16 protein-coding genes are annotated in these 18,552 nt (G+C 68.0%); 6 read left to right on the forward strand and 10 right to left on the reverse strand.

The window, feature by feature from the left end; all coding sequences use genetic code 11:
- Nucleotides 1-7: 7 nt before the first annotated feature.
- Complete coding sequence (locus tag AB0E90_RS08155; protein ID WP_360401158.1) at nt 8-709, forward strand: SDR family NAD(P)-dependent oxidoreductase; 702 nt, start codon at nt 8-10, stop codon at nt 707-709.
- Between the two features lie 9 nt (nt 710-718).
- Here AB0E90_RS08155 and AB0E90_RS08160 read toward each other — a convergent pair whose 3' ends face one another.
- Both AB0E90_RS08160 and AB0E90_RS08165 read right to left on the reverse strand, forming a co-directional pair.
- Entirely contained in the window at nt 719-1,333 is a 615-nt protein-coding gene (locus AB0E90_RS08160) for an NAD(P)-binding domain-containing protein (RefSeq protein WP_360401161.1), read from the reverse strand.
- 54 nt (nt 1,334-1,387) lie between these two features.
- Entirely contained in the window at nt 1,388-2,686 is a 1,299-nt protein-coding gene (locus AB0E90_RS08165; protein WP_360401164.1) for a polysaccharide lyase family 1 protein, read from the reverse strand.
- A 215-nt stretch (nt 2,687-2,901) separates the two neighbouring features.
- On the opposite strand from AB0E90_RS08165, the gene AB0E90_RS08170 reads away from it, so the two are divergent.
- The 5 genes from AB0E90_RS08170 (at nt 2,902) to AB0E90_RS08190 (ending at nt 9,837) form a co-directional block, all read left to right on the forward strand.
- Nucleotides 2,902-3,552 carry a hemerythrin domain-containing protein gene (locus AB0E90_RS08170; protein ID WP_360401167.1) on the forward strand — a complete coding sequence of 217 codons (651 nt, stop codon included), beginning with the start codon at nt 2,902-2,904 and terminating at the stop codon, nt 3,550-3,552.
- Complete coding sequence (locus AB0E90_RS08175; RefSeq protein ID WP_360401170.1) at nt 3,549-4,313, forward strand: AfsR/SARP family transcriptional regulator; 765 nt, start codon at nt 3,549-3,551, stop codon at nt 4,311-4,313. The genes AB0E90_RS08170 and AB0E90_RS08175 overlap by 4 nt, the downstream gene beginning before the upstream one ends.
- Before the next feature lie 226 nt (nt 4,314-4,539).
- On the forward strand, nt 4,540-7,317 hold the full coding sequence (locus AB0E90_RS08180) for a BTAD domain-containing putative transcriptional regulator (protein ID WP_360401173.1): 2,778 nt from the start codon (nt 4,540-4,542) through the stop codon (nt 7,315-7,317).
- A 34-nt stretch (nt 7,318-7,351) separates the two neighbouring features.
- Nucleotides 7,352-8,653, forward strand: a complete 1,302-nt coding sequence (locus AB0E90_RS08185) for a GH1 family beta-glucosidase (protein WP_360401176.1) — start codon at nt 7,352-7,354, stop codon at nt 8,651-8,653.
- An 11-nt stretch (nt 8,654-8,664) separates the two neighbouring features.
- Nucleotides 8,665-9,837 (forward strand): MFS transporter, encoded by a 1,173-nt coding sequence (locus AB0E90_RS08190; protein WP_360401179.1) that lies wholly within the window; start codon nt 8,665-8,667, stop codon nt 9,835-9,837.
- Here AB0E90_RS08190 and AB0E90_RS08195 read toward each other — a convergent pair.
- From AB0E90_RS08195 to AB0E90_RS08230, 8 genes are all read right to left on the reverse strand, one after another.
- The gene (locus AB0E90_RS08195; RefSeq protein ID WP_360401182.1) at nt 9,834-13,031 is read right to left on the reverse strand and encodes a penicillin acylase family protein; all 3,198 of its coding nucleotides are present in this window, start codon (nt 13,029-13,031) and stop codon (nt 9,834-9,836) included. The two genes, AB0E90_RS08190 and AB0E90_RS08195, sit on opposite strands and share 4 nt — an antisense overlap.
- A 99-nt stretch (nt 13,032-13,130) precedes the next feature.
- Nucleotides 13,131-14,093, reverse strand: coding sequence for an alcohol dehydrogenase catalytic domain-containing protein (locus AB0E90_RS08200; protein WP_360401185.1), 963 nt, complete (start codon nt 14,091-14,093; stop codon nt 13,131-13,133).
- Nucleotides 14,094-14,141: 48 nt separating this feature from the next.
- Nucleotides 14,142-14,408, reverse strand: coding sequence for a hypothetical protein (locus AB0E90_RS08205; protein WP_360401187.1), 267 nt, complete (start codon nt 14,406-14,408; stop codon nt 14,142-14,144).
- A gap of 177 nt (nt 14,409-14,585) precedes the next feature.
- Nucleotides 14,586-15,554 (reverse strand): tetratricopeptide repeat protein, encoded by a 969-nt coding sequence (locus AB0E90_RS08210; RefSeq protein ID WP_360401189.1) that lies wholly within the window; start codon nt 15,552-15,554, stop codon nt 14,586-14,588.
- 21 nt (nt 15,555-15,575) lie between these two features.
- Nucleotides 15,576-16,748, reverse strand: a complete 1,173-nt coding sequence (locus AB0E90_RS08215; RefSeq protein WP_360401192.1) for an NB-ARC domain-containing protein — start codon at nt 16,746-16,748, stop codon at nt 15,576-15,578.
- Complete coding sequence (locus tag AB0E90_RS08220; protein ID WP_360401195.1) at nt 16,741-17,313, reverse strand: GNAT family protein; 573 nt, start codon at nt 17,311-17,313, stop codon at nt 16,741-16,743. Before AB0E90_RS08220 ends, AB0E90_RS08215 begins: the two co-directional genes overlap by 8 nt.
- A gap of 17 nt (nt 17,314-17,330) precedes the next feature.
- Nucleotides 17,331-17,849, reverse strand: a complete 519-nt coding sequence (locus AB0E90_RS08225; protein WP_360401198.1) for a DUF6879 family protein — start codon at nt 17,847-17,849, stop codon at nt 17,331-17,333.
- 1 nt (nt 17,850) lies between these two features.
- The gene (locus AB0E90_RS08230; protein WP_360401201.1) at nt 17,851-18,054 is read right to left on the reverse strand and encodes a hypothetical protein; all 204 of its coding nucleotides are present in this window, start codon (nt 18,052-18,054) and stop codon (nt 17,851-17,853) included.
- Between the last annotated feature and the right edge of the window lie 498 nt (nt 18,055-18,552).

Below are 18,552 nucleotides of genomic sequence, written 5' to 3' on the forward strand. Positions count from 1 at the left end.
TGGACGCATGGACGACAACACACCTACCGCCTTTATCGCCGGGGCTTCGCGAGGCCTCGGGCAGGCCTTGGCCGCCGAGCTGTTCGGGCGTGGCTGGAACGTCATCGGCACGGTTCGCGACACGACCGCCCGCTCGCCACTGCACGACCTGGCCGAACGCTCCGGCGGGCGGGTGACCGTCGAGCATCTCGACATCAACCGGCCCGAGCACCTGCCGCCGTTGCACGACCGTCTCGCGTACCGGCGCATTGATCTGCTCTTCGTCAACGCCGGAACCACGAACAACGAGGACACGCCGATCGGCGCCGTGCCGACCGCCGACTTCGTCGAGGTGATGGTGACCAACGCGCTCAGCCCGATGCGGGTGATCGAGGCGCTCGAGGACCTCGTGCCGGCCGACGGCCTGATCGGGGCGATGTCCTCCGGGCAGGGCAGCATCACCAACAACACGGCCGGGTCGCGCGAGGTCTACCGGGCGAGCAAGGCCGCGCTGAACATGCTCATGCGCAGCTTCGCGGCCCGGCCGGCCCAGGCGAAGCGGGCGATGGTGCTGATGGCACCGGGCTGGATCCGCACCGCGCTCGGCGGATCGGGCGCGCCGTTCACGATCGAGGAAAACATCCCCCGGGTCGTGGACGTGCTGCTCTCGCGGCGAGGCAACGCCGGACTCGAATACCTGGACTACCGCGGCGAGACGGTGCCGTGGTGACCGGCCGGGCTACGCGTCGGCGCTCAGGGCGTGGGCCAGGATGTCCTTGGCGTCGATGACGTTGCACTCGGTCAGCTGGAGTGGGCCGCCGGTTTCGGTCAGGCGGGCTGCCTCGGCGTTGCCGGCGTAGTACGGGGCGAAGCCCAGTTCGCGGATCAGGCGGGCGGCGGTCAGGCGGGCCAGTGGCTTGTCGGTGCAGACGAACTCGGCCAGCAGTGGGTCGTGGCCGCGGCGGCGGGCGAGCACGCTGGTGGGCAGGGTGTTGAAGGCCTTGGCCCAGTGAGCCTCGGGGGCCCACTCCATCAGGGTCTCCAGGCCGCTGCGGCCGTCCGGGGTCGCCTCGGGCGGGTTTGTCGCGTCGATCACGACCTTGCCGGACAGGGCGCCCGCGGCCAGGTCGATCGCCTCGTGGGCGGACTCCCACGGGGGCGCGAAGAGGACGGCGTCCGCGTACGCCGCGGCGTCCGCCACCGGCATCGCGGTCACGTGGTCGCCGAGGCGGCCGGCCAGGGCGGCCAGCTGTTCCGGGTGGCGTGACGTGACCGCCACCTCGTGGCCGCTCTGGGCGCACCACCCGGCCAGGGTCGCGCCGAGCTGTCCTGCTCCGATCACGCCGATGTGCATGCTCTCAGCGTGCCAATTCGCCCACCCGGCGGGTGGGCGAACGGCGAACTTCCGTTAACTGCCCAGATGCCGGATTCCGGCGTTGGCGGCGACCACCGACGGAACCGAGGCGGTGGGGTCGACCTTGGTGCGCAGGGCCGGGGTCCAGCCGGCGTCGGGCGCCAGGTCGGGGTCGTAGGCCGCGTTGTAGGCGGCGACCAGGTCGACCGGGATGGCGCGGCGGCTTCCATACTGGACGAGCGTGCCGATCGCGGTGATCTTCGTGCCCTTCCAGTAGTGGATGATGTCGCCGGTCGGGACGTCGAAGCTCAGCTTGAAGTAGTTGTTCTCGGCGTAGATGGCCGACTCGATGCCGGCGCCCAGCGTGTACTGATAGAGCTCGTCGGTCGCCGTGTACAGGTTGTTGTAGACGTCGACCTGGCCGAAACGCACCCGCGGCGCCCGCTGCAGCACGTTGCCGAAACGGTTGTGGTGCACCGTGACCCGCAGCTTGCCGACATCGACGCCGGCCGTGTCGGTGGAGCCGATCAGCATCGTCTTGTCGTGGTCGTAGTAGTCGTTGTAGGACACCGTCACCAGGTCGGAGCCCTTGATGATGTCGGACGCGCCGTCGTGCACCTGGTAGGGCCGGCCGAAGTAGAGCGGCTGGTCCTCGTCGAGGTTGTTGCCGTCGGAGAACGTGTTGTGGTCGATCCACACATTCGTGGCGCCGGACAGCGAGACCAGGTCGTAGAGCGAGTTCCAGTTGCCGGTCGTGCCGTCGGTCGGGTCCCACGCCGGGAAGCAGTCGGCGGCGTCGACGATCTCGAGGTTGCGCACGATCACGTTGCTGACGCCGGTGAGCACGAGGCTGCCGTGGCTGATCCGGCCGTTGTTGATGCCGATGATCGTGGTGTTGCTGCCGACGATCGCCTTGATCTGGTCGCCCTGGGCCTTCGCCGAGCGGACCCGCGCCTCTTCCAGGGCGCCGGTCGGCTTGGCCGCAGTGCCCCAGACGGCCGGGTCATAAGCGGCAAGAAAACCATCGAGGGTGTACGCCGGGTCGGCGAAGTCCGTGCACGACTTCCCGGCGAGCATGTCGATCCGGCCACTGACGTACACAATCTTGGGTGCGTCCCCCGCGACGGCCGCGACCAGCTCGTCGCGATTGTGGACCACCGAGACGGTGGTGGCGGCCGCGCCGCCGGTCGTGCCGGCGCCGGACGCGGCCCAGCCGTCGTTGAGCGGAAGGGTCTGGTGGCCTAAAGCCAAGGCCCCGGCGGACACTGCGGAAGCGTCCGCCGGGGCGGCGCCAGCCACTCCTAGCGCGGCGACAGCGACGAGGACGACGGCGGCGGAAAAAGTCTTGGGCATGGCGGAAACTCCCTGGAACGGCCGGTGGAAGGCCAGGAAAGCGCTTGCCTGGCTACGGTCACATGGAGATCGCGGCGAGTCAATGGATGCAACAACGCAGATTTTTTGCAGTGAGCCCCCGGATGAGCCCCGGATGCAAGTCGCGATCAAGTGGGCTCCGTCAGACTCCCCGGCGTCCTGACACGACTGCGACCAGGGGGAGTCCTGTGCACGTCATGACCAAGCCGTACACACACGAGATGGTGATCATCCACCGCGTGTTCCGTCGCGAGGCCGCTCTGCTGCCGCGCCTGGCCGGTGGGGTCCGGCCCGGCGACATCCAGCGCGCCGGCCGGATCGCCGCGGCCATCCGCGAGTACGCCGGTGGCCTGCACCATCATCACGGCCTCGAGGACGAGCTGATCTGGCCGAAGCTGCACGCCCGCGCCCGCCTCTACGACGAGCTCGTGACCCGGATGCAGGAGCAGCACCACCGGCTGGACGCCACGCTGCGGCGCATCAACCAGATCGCGCCGCGCTGGGAGATCGCCGCCACCGACTACACCCGGGAAGCCCTCGTCGTCGCCCTGCAGGAGCACCTCGACGTCCTCACCGAGCACCTCGACGACGAGGAGGAGCACATCCTGCCGCTGATCGCCGAGCACCTCTCCGTCGCCGAGTGGGACGAGGTGGGCCGCCGCGGCCTGGAGACGATCCCGAAGAGCAAGGTGATGCTCGCCCTCGGCGCGATCCTGGAGGACGCCACCGAGGCCGAGCAGCGCTATTTCATGAGCAAGGTGCCGGCGCCCGGTCGTCTGCTGTGGCGTCTGGCCGGCCGCCGGCAGTACCAGCGCTTCACCGACGAGCTGCGCGGCGCCACCGTATGAGTGGCCTCGCCTTTTCCCTACTCGGGCCGGTGCGGGCCTGGTGGGACGGCACCGAGCTGCAACTGGGCAGCCCGCAGCAGCGCACCATCCTGGCCGTCCTGCTGCTGCGTGGCAGCCGGATCGCCACGACCGAGGACCTGGTCGACGCCCTCTGGCCGGACGCTCCCCCGGAGACCGCGATCGGCACGGTCCGCACGTACCTCTCCCGGTTGCGCCGGCTGTTCAGCGCCAGCGCGGAGATCGAGTGGATCGCCGGCGGCTACCAGTTCGACGTGCCGGCCGAGAGCGTCGACGTGTGGCGGTTCCGCCGGGACACCGCCGCGGCCGCCGAGGCGCTGCGGGCCGGCGATCGCCCGGTCGCGGCCGGCCTGCTCACTGACGCGCTCGCCCTGCACCGGGGCACGCCGCTGGCCGGCACGACCGGCTTCTACCTGGCCGGGCAGCGCGCCCGGCTGGCCGAGCTGTGCCGGGCCGCGACCGCCGACCTGGCCGCGGTGACGATCGAGCTGGGCCGGCCGGCCGAGGCGGTGGCCCGGCTGCGCGGCCTGATCGCCGAATCCCCGATCTCCGAGACCTACCACGGTCTGCTCATGACGGCCCTGTGCCGGGCCGGGCGCCCGGCCGACGCGCTCGCCCACTACGACCAGGTGCGCCGCGTCCTTGCCGACCAGCTCGGGGTGCGGCCGTCGGCCGAACTGCGTGAGCTGCACCGGCGGATCCTGACCGGCGAACGCATCCCCGAGCTCTGCGGCGCCGTCTGACCGACCGGCGCCGTCTGACCGACCGGCGCACCTCTGATCGACCGGCGTCGTCGGCTGCCCCCAAGCCCGGCGGCGCCGGTCCAAAGGCCTACTACGGCTCGGGCCGGGTGGGCGTTCACCGCATCCCGTGTCGGCTTTCCGCCTCGTCCGCGACGGGCAAAACCGCTGGTTAACCGGTTAACATCGGCCACTACTGACGGCTCGAACCGGTGTGGTGTCTCTCGCGATGATCGAGGTGTGCGTTCTCGGGCCCGTCGAGGTGCGGGCCGAGGAGGCCGGGACACCGGGCGGGTATCAACAACAGGCGGTGCTCGCCATGCTTGTCGCGGCGGGCGGCCGGGTGGTGCCCGCCGACCGGATCGTCGACCAGATCTGGGGCGGCGAACCACCGGCGAGTGCCACGGCCACGCTCCAGGCGTACATCAGCAGGCTTCGTCGTCTGCTGGAACCGGACCGCCGGCCGCGCACCGCGCCGCAGATCCTGGTCTCCGAGGCCGCCGGTTATGCGCTGCGGCTGCCGCCGGAGCAGGTCGACGCGTGGCGGTTCGAGCGGGACGTGACCGGCTCGCCCGACCTGCCGGCGGCCGAGGCGGTGGCGGTGCTCGGCGAGGCGCTGGCGCTGTGGCGCGGGGTGCCGTACGAGCAGTTCGCCGACGAGCCGTGGGCGCGCCCGGAGATCGCGCGGCTGTCCGAGCTGCGGTGCGCGGCCCAGGAGCGGGCGATCGCGGCGATGCTGCGGGTCGGCCGGATCGCCGAGGCGGTGCCGGCCGCGCAGGCGCTCGCCGACGCGGAACCGCTGCGAGGCGAGGCGTGGCGGCTGCTCGCGCTCGGCCTGTGGGCGGCGCACCGGTCGGCCGAGGCGCTCGAAGCCCTCCGCCGGCACCGGGAGCACCTCGCCGACGAGCTCGGCCTCGATCCGGAGCCGGCGCTCGCCCGGCTGGAGCAGGCGATCCTCTCGCAGCGCGGCGAGGTCCTGCACGAGGCGGTCGGCGCCCCGCACCTGCGGCCGGCACAACTCCCCCGGTCGGCGAGCGGGTTCTCGGCCCGGGTGGCCGAACTCGGCGCGCTGACCCGCCTGGCCGGCGAAAGCCTGGTGGTGATCAGTGGGGCCGGCGGCGTCGGCAAGACGACCCTCGCGGTGCGGTGGGCGCACGCGGTCGCCGGCCGTTACCCGGACGGCCAGCTCTACGCCGACCTGCGCGGGTTCGGCCCGGAGGAGACCCCGGCCGGCCCGGCCGACGTGCTGTTCGGGTTCCTGATCGCGCTCGGGCTGCCCGACCACCGCATCCCGCCGGCGCTGGACGAGCGGGTGTCGCTGTTCCGCAGCGTGCTCGCCGGCCGGCGGATGCTGCTGGTGCTCGACAACGCCGCCGATGCCGACCAGGTGCGGCCGCTGCTGCCCGGCGCGCGCGGCTGCGCGGTCGTGGTGACCAGCCGCAGCGTGCTCGGCGGGCTGGTGGTCGCGGAGGGCGCGCACACGCTGCGGCTGGACGCGTTCGACGACGAGGAGGCCCGCAACTACCTGCGCGGGCGGCTCGGCGCGGCCCGGGTCGACGCCGAGCCCGCGGCCCGGGACGAGATCGTCGCCCGGTGCGGAGGGCTGCCGCTCGCCCTCGCGGTGGTCTGCGCGCGGGCCGCCACCCGCAGCGCGTTCTCGTTGACCGCCATCGCCGCCGAGCTGACCGACGAGGAGGGGCTCGACGCGTTCACGGTGGCCGGGTTCAAGCACGATCTGCGGGCGGTGTTCTCCTGGTCGTACCGGCAGTTGCCGGCCGGCGCCGCCGCCCTCTTCCGGCACCTCGCCCTGCATCCGGGCACCGACGTCAGCCGGGCCGCAGCGATCAGCGTGGCCGGCGACGGGGCCCGCGCCCAGCTGCGGCTGCTGTGCGACGCGCACCTGCTCGACGAGCGCAGCCCCGGCCGGTACGTCTATCACGACCTGGTACGCAGTTACGCGCTGGAACTTCAGGAGCCGTCGCCGGATATCCAGCGACGGTTCGTCGAGCACTACCTGTTCACCGCGGCCAACGCCGACGAGGCCTGCTTTCCCTACCGGCAGCCGCGCCGGGTACCGCCGGTGCCCGACGGCATCCGGGCCGAGACGTTCGCCGACGAGAAGGAGGCGTACGCCTGGCAGGACGCCGAGTACGACACGCTCCTGGCGCTCACCGAGGTCTGCGGGGACGCGTACCTCAAGATCTTCTTCTGGGTGTTGTGCTGTTATCAGCAGGACGTGCGGTTCCATGTGCAGGACTCGATCGCGCTGGCCCGCCGGGCCCTCGCGGTCGCCGAGCGCGACGGCGACCGATGGTGGATCGGCTTCCTGCAGTACGCCATCGGCCGCGCCTACCTGCGCCTCAACCAGATCGAGCTGTCCGTGCCGCCGCTCGAGGCGGCCATCGCGGTCGGCCGCGAGACCAATGATCCGATCCGGCTCGCGCACGGCCTGCTCGCCCTCGCCACCGGCATCTGCGGCGTGCACGAGGTGCCCACCCGGGAACAGACGATCATGGCTTATCCGTACGCGGTGGAGGCGCTCGCCGCCTATCGCAAGATGGGTGGCACCTTCGGCCGGGTCGAGGAGGCGAACGCGCTGCACCCGATCGCCTGGTACCACTTCTACCGGCCGGACGGGCGCGAGCAGGCGCGGGCGCTGCTGCAGGAGAGCGTCGACATCCACGTGCGCTGCGCGAACGCCCACGGCGCGGCGGCCAGCTGGATGCATCTGGCCCGCTTCCACGCCGTCAGCGGCGATCCGGCGCGGGCGGTGACCGCCTTCGAGGAGGCCCTCGGGCTCTACGGCGACATGCAGGACCTGCGGATCGAACCGCTGATCGGCCTCTACACCGCGCATCTGGCGGCCGGCGACGAGCAGGCCGCGAACCGGGCCCGCGGCGAGGCGATGAGCCTGCTCGAGACGGCCCGCTACCCGGACATCGAGCGGCTCGAGGCGATCCTCGGCCCGCGCTCCGGAGGCCTTTCGCCGGGTGGGTTCGGTCACTAACCTGAGCTGAATTCGCCTTTGGCTGGAGGATGGCTTGGGATCGCTGACCGGTTTTCCCGACGGGTTCGAGGTGGGCGTGTCCACCGCCGCCTACCAGATCGAAGGCGCCGCCGCCGAGGACGGGCGCGGGCCCTCGATCTGGGACACGTTCGCGCACACGCCCGGCAAGACGCTCGGCGGCGACACCGGCGACGTGGCCTGCGATCACTACCACCGGATGGGCGAGGACCTCGGCCTGATGGCGGGGCTCGGCGTCGCGGCGTACCGCTTCTCGATCGCCTGGCCGCGCATCCAGCCGGACGGCTCCGGCGAGCCCCACCGCCTGGGCCTCGATTTCTACGACCGCCTGGTCGACGGGCTGCTGGAACGCGGCATCGCCGCGGTGCCCACCCTCTTCCACTGGGATCTGCCGCAGGCCCTCGAGGACCAGGGCGGGTGGCTGAGCCGGGAGACTTCCTTCCGATTCGCCGAGTACGCCGGGATCGTCGCCGATCGTCTCGGTGATCGCGTGTCGCGGTGGATCACCCTGAACGAGCCGATCGTGCACATGGCCCAGGGGTACGCGTTCGGGTCGCACGCGCCGGGCCAGGCCCTCGGTTTCGAGGCGCTGCCGGTCGCCCACCACCAGTTGCTCGGGCACGGGCTGGCGGTGGCCGCCCTCCGCGCGCACGGCGCCGCCCAGGTGATGATCACCAACAACTGCACGCCGGTGTGGCCCGCGTCCGGCGACGAGGCCGACCAGGCCGCCGCCATGATCTACGACGGGTTCCACAACCGGCTCTTCAACGATCCGGTGCTTCTCGGGAAATATCCGGACTTCCTGGGCGCGATGCTGGAGCCGGTCGTCCACGACGGCGATCTGGCGATAATCCGGACACCGATCGACGCGCTGGGCGTCAACTACTACAACCCGACGCGGGTCGGCGCGCCGACGCAGGAGGATCTGCCGTTCGACATGCGGGCGATCGACGAGTTCCCGCTGACCGCCTTCGGCTGGCCGGTCGTGCCGGACGGGCTGCACGAGCTGCTGACCGGGCTGAAGGCCACTTATGGCGACGACCTGCCGCCGGTCTACATCACCGAGAACGGGTGCTCGACCGACGAGGGCACGAAAGATCAGTTCCGGATCGACTACCTCGACAAGCACCTCGGCGCGGTCAAGCGGGCCATCGCCGACGGCGTCGACGTGCGGGGCTACTACGTCTGGTCGCTGCTCGACAACTTCGAGTGGGCCGAGGGCTACAGCCAGCGGTTCGGGCTGGTGCACGTCGACTTCGAGACGCAGGAGCGCACGCCGAAGGACTCGTACCACTGGCTCGCCGCGGCCCTGCGATGATCACGACCGAGATGCCCCGCGTCGGTAGCCGCTGGATCGGCCTGCTCTCGCTGGCCAACCTCGGCCTCTGGATGGGCTACTTCGGCCCGCTCCAGGTGCTGCTGCCCAACCAGATCGAGGACATCGATCCGGCCGGCAAGAACACCGCGCTCGGCATCGTGACCGGCCTCGGCGCGCTCGTCGCCGTCATCGTCGGCCCGGTCGCCGGCGCGCTGTCCGACGCGACCACCGCCCGCACCGGCCGCCGGCACACCTGGATCATCGCCGGCGCGCTGATCGGCGCGGCCGGCCTGGTCGCGCTGACCGGCGTGCACAGCATCACCGGCGTCGCGCTGGGCTGGTGCCTGGCCCAGACCGGCCTCAACGTGCTGCAGGCCGGCCTCAACGCGGCCGTGCCCGACCGCACGCCGGTCGGCCAGCGCGGCCTGGTCTCCGGCTGGATCGGCCTGACCCAGTCGGTCGGCGTGGTGGCGGGCGTCCTGCTGGTCACGGTCGCGGGCGGCGGCTACGTCGCGATCGCCGTCGTGGTCCTCGTCCTCGCGCTGCCGTTCGTGCTGGCTACACCCGATCCGCTGCCGGCGGTGCGGTCGCGTTTCGCGCTCAAGGGCACGTTGACCTGGCACGGCGGCGACTTCGCGTGGGCGTTCGGCACCCGGTTCCTGGTGCAGCTCGGCAACGCGATGGCCACGCTCTACCTGCTCTACTTCCTGCGCGACAAGGTGCACTACGCCGACGCCGAGGACGGCCTGACCATCCTGATCGTCGTCTACACGATCGCCACCGTGCTGACCGTCGTCGTCGGCGGGGTGATCTCCGACCGCACCGGCAAGCGCAAGCCGTCGGTGATCGCGTCCGGTCTCGTGATGGCGGTGTCGATGGTGCTGCTCGCGGTCTGGCCGACCTGGCCGGGCGCGCTCACCGCAGCGGTGATCCTCGGGCTCGGCTTCGGCGTCTATCTCTCGGTCGACCAGGCGCTGATCACGCAGGTGCTGCCGACGGCCGAGGACCGGGCCCGTGACCTGGGGGTCATCAACATCGCCAATTCGGCGCCCCAGGTGCTGGGCCCGGCCCTCGCCTTCCCGATCGTCACCTACCTAGGTGGATATCCGGTGCTCTACCTGTCGGTCGCGGTGATCACCATCCTGGGTTCGGTGCTGGTGACCCGCATCCGGTCGGTGGCCTAGTGGGCGTACACCTCTAATTCGTAGATCGAAAAACCGTAGCTGGTCGCCCGGGTCTGGCCGGTCAGGCGCAGATACCGGGCGGTCGCCGCGGGGAAGGTCACGGTGTCGAGGCCACCGTTCCCTCCGGTCACGGCCACCCGCTGGGTCCAGGTGGTGCCATCGGCCGAGCTCTCGATTTTGTACGCCGTGGCATACGCGCTCTCCCAGCGGACTATCGCCCGCGCGACCGTCTTCGCCGAACCCAGGTCCACCGTGATCGACTGGTTGTCGGCATACGAGCTGGCCCAGCGGGTGGCCGACTTGCCGTCGACCGCGTTCGCGGCGGGATATCCGCTCTGCGTGCTCGACGCGGTGACGGTCTTGCCGGCCGCCAGGTTGCTGATGTCGTCGCCGGCCTTCGCCGGGAACGACACCGCCTGCTGGTAGGTCGGCCGGTTCTGCCAGGCGATCAGGCCGTGGTTGACACCGCCGAGCGGGCTCTGCAGGATCGCGTCGGCACACCACTGGTCGCCGGCCGAGCAGTGCGTGTCACCCGGGTAGGTGGTCGCGGCCGGCTCGTTGAGCGCGGTGGTCAGGCTGCTCAGCAGGGCGCTGCGGCAGGTGCTGACGGCGCCGCCGCCACAGTACTTCTGCGACCAGCCGGGCACGCTGTCGCCGAGGGTGGCCCGCAGGTCCTTGTCGACGAAGCCCCACCAGCCGAACTGGAACGACGAGCCCTTGTGCGCCTGGGCCTCGTTCGCTCCCACCGGCAACGACGTGACCGGGCCGGTCTGCGCGCCCGACGGCGACTCGTTGATCTGCAGGGTGTCGACCAGCGACTGGAACAGCGGGTCGCCGAGCCCGGATTGGAACGCCGCCACGACCAGCTTCGGCCACCAGGCGTCGAAGATCCGGATCGCGTCGGCGTCCGCGTACACCTTGGAACCGGCCGCCGTCTCCTGCCGGTGTGCGCCGGCCGCCAGCCAGGCGCGCAGCTTGGTCAGCGCCGCGGCCTGCGCCGAGTCGGTGACCGTGGCGGTGTCGATCACCCGCAGCAGAACCGGGAGCACCTCGGTGCCGCGCAGGTCGGTGGTGGCCGCCGACTCGACGAGCTTCACCAGCGACGCCCGGTCGTACTTCGTGCCGGCCGTGATGCCCGCCTTCAGCGGCTTCTCCAGCAGGTCGACGCGGTGCACCGAGCCGAAGCTGAAGTTGCCGTCGGCCGCGCCGTAGTCCTTCGCCTGCTTGTTGTTCCAGCTGACGAAGTAGTCCTGGTTGACGGCCTGCGGGTGGGCGGACGCGGCCTGGTAGGTGGCCACGTTGGTGTCCGGGTTCCAGCCGGTCCACTCGTACGCCGCCTCGGCCCTGGTCGGCAGGTTCGGGTCGGCGCCGGCCGGCCGCACCGGCTGGCTGCCCGAGGTGAACATGGCCGAATCGGTGGAGTTCACGTAGAACCAGTTGAAGGCGAACGGGATGTTCGACGCCGAGTTCTGGAACGCGGCGGCCGTGCCCATCTGGTCGGGCTCGTTGAACATCTGGAAGCCGATCGCCGAGTCGGCCTCGTGCCGGTAGGTCGAGCGCAGCGCGGTGAACGCGGTCGGCACCCCGGCGACCAGGCCACGCCAGGTGACGATGCCGTATTTGGTGCGCTGCATGGTCAGCCGGTAGGAGCCGGCCGCGGTCGAGTCGGCGGTGGTCGGCTGCCACGCGTTCGTCTTGGTCAGCGCCTCCATCGGCAGGCAGGCGCCGTGGTAGACGTAGCCGGTCGAGGCGAGGGTGGCGGCGCTGCCGTCGGTGTTGCACAGCTTCGCGGCGTACGTGTCGGTGATGTCCTGGATCGACGACGTCGCGCTCCAGGCGTAGTCGGGGCCGCGCCCGATCAGCGTGTAGAGGTTGAGGCCGCTGAACGCGATGCCGCGGCTGCTGATCCCCGGGCCCTGCAGCTCCTGCACCATCAGCAGTTGCGGGGCGAAGTAGCCGGTCTGCGGGCCGAACACGGCGACCGGGTGGCCGGTGGCCGAGTTGGCGGCGCTCACCACGGCCGCGTTCGACATGCCGCGGTGGGCGCTGCCGATCGTCAGCGTGCTCATCGAATCGGCGATCGCGCTGGTCCCGCTCGCTGCCGCGCTGGTCGCCGAACCGGTCTTGTCGAAGACGGTCGGCTCGGGAACGGCGCTGCCCGCATCGGGAAGCGCGACCCCGGCCGCATTGGGATTCCCCGACGAGTACGGGAACGACTGTCCGTTGTGCAGCGTCAGCGTCGTCTCCGGATCATTCTGCTCGCGGAACTGCTGCCACACCTGGTCGCCGGCCGTGGTGCCGTACTTGGCGCGGGCCGCGATCCGGACCAGGGCGGACTGCATCTCGGTGCCGCCGCCCCCGCCGAACAGGCCACCGATCACGCCGGCGATGGCGACCAGGTCGGTGAGCTGGAAGGCCTCCGGACCACCGGCGTTGGTGATCGCGTCCAGGTGGCCGGTCAGGACGTACTCCCCCGGGCAGTCGCGGGCGGCCATGCAGTCGGCGATGTACTTGTTGATGCCGTCGATGTAGTTCTGCACGTCGGTGTAGAGCTGCGCGCCACGCGTACCGGAAGCCTTCAAGGTGTTGATCTGGGTTTGCAGATCGGCCTCGGTGTACGGCGAGTTGCGCCAGACGCTCTGCTCGAGCTCGCGGTTGCCCTCGGCGCCACCGGCGAACGGGGTGAGGCTGCCGCGGGCGACGTGCCGCATCAGGTCCATCACGAACAGGCGGTCCTGGGCGCCGGCGTAACCGGCGCCGTACATCGTGCCGGCCCTGGTGGTGCCGGTGACGTGCGGGATGCCGAGCTGCTTGTCACGGACGATCGTCACGTCCGAGCGCGGCGACTTGGTGCTCTCCACGTCGGCGGCGGCCACGCCGTACGAGCTGTCGTTGAAAAAGGTGTTGATCTGCTCGCCGGTGAGGCCGGTGTAGTTGTAGGCGAGGTTGCCATATTTGGCGAGCTGGTCGTCGGCGTGCGGCGGGAACGTGCCGAACGCCTGGTTGGCGAGGACCTGGACGAGATCCGCGTCGCCGTTCTGCCCCGGCGGGAGGATGTCGGAGCACTCGCCGAGGCAATAGTCGTTGACCGCGTAGGCGGCTTGGGCGGGGGTAGCGGTGCTGGGGAGGATCGCCGCGGCGGTGATCGTAGCCGCGATGACCAGGACATTCAGGAGGGGACGGCGGTGACGCATTCGGGGATTCCCTTCGGGGAACGCAAACGCGAAAGAAGTTCATAGATGTTAAAACTTCGATGCGTCGCCGCGCCAGGGCTTCCCTACCAACGGGTAACGTCACTCTTGTGGATGGACCACCACTTTGAGGCCCTCCCGGGCGGCGGCGGTGGCCAGCGCGGCCCCCACCTCGGCCAGCGGGAAGGCCTGCGAGACCAGCGGCGGCAGGTCGACCAGGCGGCGGGCGGCGAGGTCGATCGCGCGCGGGTAGACCTCACCCATCCGGCGCGACATGACCAGGGTGAGGCCCTTGCGGCGGGCGTGCGAGGCGGTGAAGGTGGTGGTGTCGCCGTCCGGGATGCCGACCAGGATGACGCGGGCGCCGGGCTTGGCTGTTTGTAGCGCGGCATCGACGGCGGCGCTCGACCCGGACACCTCGAAGACCAGGTCCGCTTGTTTTGTCTCGGTCTCCGCGCCCAGTTTCGCGGCCGCCTCGAGCCGGTGCGGCAGCGGGTCGGCGGCGAAGATCCGGGTTGCGCCGGCCAGCCGCGCCAGTTGGATCAGCATCAGGCCGATCGGGCCGCAGCCGATCACCGCGACGGTCTGGCCGATCTTCGGGTGCGCCAGATCGTAGGCGTGCAGGGCGACACCGAGCGGTTCGAGCAGGGCGCCCTCGTCGTCGGAGATCTGGTCGGGGATCGTGTGCAGGCGGTGCGTGGGCCAGGTCATGAACTGCCGGAGCGAGCCGTCGCAGCCGCCGTGCCCGGAGAAAATAATGTTGAGGCAGAGGTTGGGATCGCCGTCGAGGCAGGGCCCGCAGGCGCCACACGGGATCGCCGGATCGATGGCGACGCGGGCGCCGTCCTGGGGGCCGCCACGGATGACGCCGGCCATCTCATGCCCGAGAACGAGCGGCCGCGACAGAACGGCGTCGCCGATCGCTCCTTCGGTGAACCAGTGCAGGTCCGACCCGCAGATCCCGACGCTGCGCACCTCGACCAGAGACTCCCCCGCCCGCGGAACCGGGGCCTCCTCATCGAGCAGCCGAACATCCCGCGCACCGAACAAACGAGCAACCCGCATGGCCGCCTCCTCACCCGCTGTGAACGATAACAGCGCAGGTCGGAGCCCTTAGTCGAAGTCGTAGACGGTCACCGGCACGTCTTGCGCACAGAGCGCCGCGATGATCAGGGGCTCGATGCGCTCCCAACGCCCACCGGCCAGCCCGCAACCGATCCGGGGCATGTGGACGGACGCTTCGAGGGCTTTCGCATGGACGGCCACGGCGGCCAGGCCGCGTTCGACCGCTTCGTAGCGGATGGGCGGGCCTTTGCTCCCGGTACGCATGCCGTGCTGGCCGATCACGTTGGCGACCCAGACGTCCGGGCGGACCTGCACCAGCTGCGTCGCACCGAGCCCGAAGTCGTTGCGCGCTCTTTACTTCCAGCAGAGTGGACAGCATTCAAGACGGCGAGTTCGACCTCTGAATTTGTTGATGCGATGAGAGAGGCCGACTCGCACTTGACCTCTTGCCGGTTCAAGATCTCAGCCGCCAGGATCCAACCTCTCCGGAGTTCAGGCGGGCAGCGCTGCGATCTTCGCGGCAAGCAGCCCGCCTTCAGGGTCATCCAGGCTCGTGAAAAGTTCATAGGCAAGCTGCCAACTGGACCGGGCGTCGTCGAGATGGCCGGCGGCGAGGTAGGAGGACCCGATGTCACGCAACGCGAAGCTGAGGTGCCGCTCGTCTTTCAGCTCTTCGAAGACTTCAATAGCCACTTTGAAATCGTCGACCGCCAAATGGTGGTGACCCTGCGTCGCGTGAACCAGGCCGATCTGGTTCGACACCATGCCGGGAATCCAGGGGTTCGAAATTCGCCGGCACACCTCCAATGCCTCAGCGTACCTGGCAAGTGCTTCGTCCAAGCGGCCAAGACCGCTCAGGCCGTTGCCAATGCTCAGCAGGCTCATCGCCTCGCCACGTGTTTCACCGATCAGCCGGAAGACTCTCAAGGCGTCCTCGGAGAACGAAGTCGCCTCAACAAAGTTTCCCAAATCTTGTTGTACGAGACCACTGCCGCGAAGGGCGAAAGCCTCGGTCCATTTGTCGTGCGCGTCTCGAGCGGCAGCAACAGAACCCAGGTAAGTCGATAGCGCGTCCCGGTAGCGTCCACGGAACCAATACGCGTCGCCAAGCAGCATCAGCACAAATCCCTCTGCGGCTCTGTCGCGGAGGCGGCGTGTCGCAGACACTGCCTTTTCATGGCTGGCGATCCAGTCATTTTTATAGGAAAGCCGCTCCAGAAAGGCCATACAGGAAACAGCAATTTTCCAGACCAGATCGTCGAAGCCCAACTCCTCGGCCCTATTTATTGCATCCATGAGGTTCGCATGTTGACTCTCGCACCACTTGACCGTCGAGGCTTGATCAGCGAAAACGGGAAGTGTGGTCACATCACGTCCGAGCTCCACTTGGGCGAAGCGGCGCCCCTGCGGCAAAATAGCCTGATAACTCTCGTAGGCGGCAGCGAAGAACCAATCTAGCAAGCGACGGCCTGCAGCAAAGCGTTACGCCTCCGACTCCTCCTGCTCGAAGCGTTCTACAGCGTAGGCCCGAAGCAGGTCGTGAATCCTGAACCTGTCAGTTTCTGTCCGGGTCAGCATATGAATGTCGGCAAGTGCGCCGAGGCTATTACGCGCATCAGCAACCGAGATCTGGGCTAGCGCGGCGACAGCGAACGTTCCGATGTCGGGAGCGGTATGAGCGCCCAATAGCCGGAACACGCGGGCCGTTTCCCTTGTGAGCGCCTGGTAGGACCATGAGAATACCGCGCGTATCTCGGACAAGTCGTCATCCACCGTAAAGCCGTCGAGCCTTCTGCGGTGCGAAGCCAATTCATCGGCCAACTCACGTAACGTCATATCCGGTTCTGCCGTTGCCTTATCTGCGACTATGCGCAACGCAAGCGGAAGGAACGAACACTGCCCAGCAAGAGCCTTTGCACCTTCAGGATCAGCCTCGACACGGCCCTGACCAAGAATCTCACCCAGCAAGTTAACCGCCTCGTCCGGAGTAAGAGCCTCGAGAACCATTCGGCCAGCTCCCTCCCGAATGACTAACCCAGACAACCGACTACGGCTTGTGACGACCACAACGCATGACCGCGTACCGGGCAGAAGCGGACGCACCTGCTCGGCGTTGACGGCGTTATCGAGCAGCACCAGCATGCGCCGCCCATCGAGTAAGGACCGATAAAGCGCTGCCTGCTCGTCAATGTTCCCTGGGATGCGGGCGGCGGGGACATCAAGGGCCCGCAGAAAAGATTCAAGGGCCTGCTGAGGAGAAACTGGAAGGGCGGCATCATAGCCACGCAAATTAATGAACAGATCGCCGTCTGGGAATTTATCCCGCGCATGATGGGCCCAGTACACCGCGAGAGCGGTCTTTCCTACACCAGGCGGCCCGGAGAGCGCCGATATGACGACCGCGGATTCCTCCGAGCCTGCCACAAGAAGTGACTGCTCCAACGCGGCATCCAACTTCCGCAGGTCAAACTTGCGGTTGACAAAGCTGCGCACCGATGAAGGCAGTTGTCGCGGCCGCGGAAAGCCAGGTTTACGTGGTACTCGCACGTTGAAGGTGCCAGCTAGCCGACCTGCCTGAACAACGGTATCAGCCTGCCCGGAGAAGTCGTTCCTCAAAAACCCTGCAACTTCTGACCCATCGTCGAAGTCAGTCATCGGCGACCTCGCCGCCGCCAAATTTATCGCGGAATTCGGTATCGAGGATGCCCATGATAATTACGTCGCAATATCGACCTTGGAAGAACTCGTGCTCCCGCAGGCGACCTTCGTTGACAAATACCAACGCCTTATGCAGGGCAACCGACGCATAATTGAAGTAGTAGATTAAAACTGTGCACTTGCGGTGTCGCCGCTCGTCAAACATATATCGAAGCGATAAGGCCGCGGCCTCCGAACCATACCCTCGCCGCTGATGTGATCTTTCGATTTCCAGACCGTACTCAAAGCTGCCAGCCCTGTTATCGACCCTTCGAGTCGATAGTGCACCAACCAGGACGCGCTGATCGTTTCGCTCGATACCTAGTGCGAATGTGTCTCCAACTGAGTACTTCTCGGCAACCTCGACTGCCTCGCGCCGGTAATTATCGTCCGACCTTGGAAGCTCGATCCTATTCACACTACGCGAGTCCCGGGAGTTTTCATTGAAGCGCTTGTAATACTCCCAGTCTTCGCCTGACATGGCTCGCAGGGTGACCAACTCACCTGCCCAGAAAGAGGTCACCTATACCCGATTCATTGCTAGCTATCTTTGGACAGGTACGATCGGAATGAAAATGCGTGCTGCCACGCTGTGTCGCGAGCCGATACGTACGGCGCCACCTTCACCGGTTCGGTGACCGGTTCAATTCCACTAAAGCGATCGTTATCGTCAAAATTCAAGATGAGAACCGTCGTGGCATCGAACAGCCAGAAGTCTTCGCTCGGGATGTCAAGCTCCCGTGCGGCCTTTCGCGGCAGGTAGCGAATATCCTCCCCTGCCTCCAGGTTATGCGGTGTGATGGATAACTCGAAACGCAAGAAGTCGCTGGGAGGTTCGTCGATGATACGTACCCGCTCGATCCGTTTGCCGATGGAAGTCTTCTTCCGGGCACCGTCGAGCCAGTCGCTTAGCCAATCGATCCCTGGATCCCCTCCGTCAAGAAATTTCTGGAAGGCGGCATCTTCAGACAGGACACCGTACGACTTCCGGACCTCCAACCTGAAGGCGGCGATCCGGAAGTGCTCCATGAGATAGTCGAATGACGTCGTTTCTTCCACTTCACTCCTTGTAAAAGAGGCTGCTCAACAACTCTCGGGGAACGCGGACAACGCTCTCGCCTTGTGGCACGACGCCAATCTCGTCCATGGTTCCCGAGTCTTCGACGATGAACCCTTGGATCAGGAAGTCACCGGACTCAGTCTGGTAGAGGGTGGGGCAGGTTCCGCCGTTGCATCCGATGGTATTGACGATCTTCAAAGTCACGCCAGCTCCTCAGGGTAAGGCTCAGAAACCTTCGCGAATTACTCGCTACGGCACTGTGGGGGCTGGCGTCAAGGCTTCGCATCCCGTTTATGCCCACTGCTGAGATCGGACATCCGATCTCTTACTGTACCGAGTGACCACCGGAAGCTGCCCTCCGCACCGGGGTGTCAATTAGGTAGGTTGGGCGGGCGTCCCGCCGGTGGGGCCAGACGTGAAGGAGGCTTCATGGACCCGGCACTACTTGCAGCGATCACCTCCGCAGTGACTGCCACCGCCGCGGCAGCCGGCACTGACGCATGGAAGGTATTGCGCGCACTCGTTGATCGGGCGTCGGCCAACAGGCGAGATCGGCCACAACTTCTGGCACCATTCGAGGCAGAGCTCATCGAAGACTGGCCGGCGCAGGCAATTTCGGCCGCTCTGTCCGATCGAGCCGAGAGCGACCCAACGTTTCGCGCGGACCTAGCGACGTGGCTGCGTTCGGCGCCAGGCGCAGGC

It is taken from the genome of Actinoplanes sp. NPDC026619 (assembly GCF_040638295.1).
Taxonomy (GTDB): domain Bacteria; phylum Actinomycetota; class Actinomycetes; order Mycobacteriales; family Micromonosporaceae; genus Actinoplanes.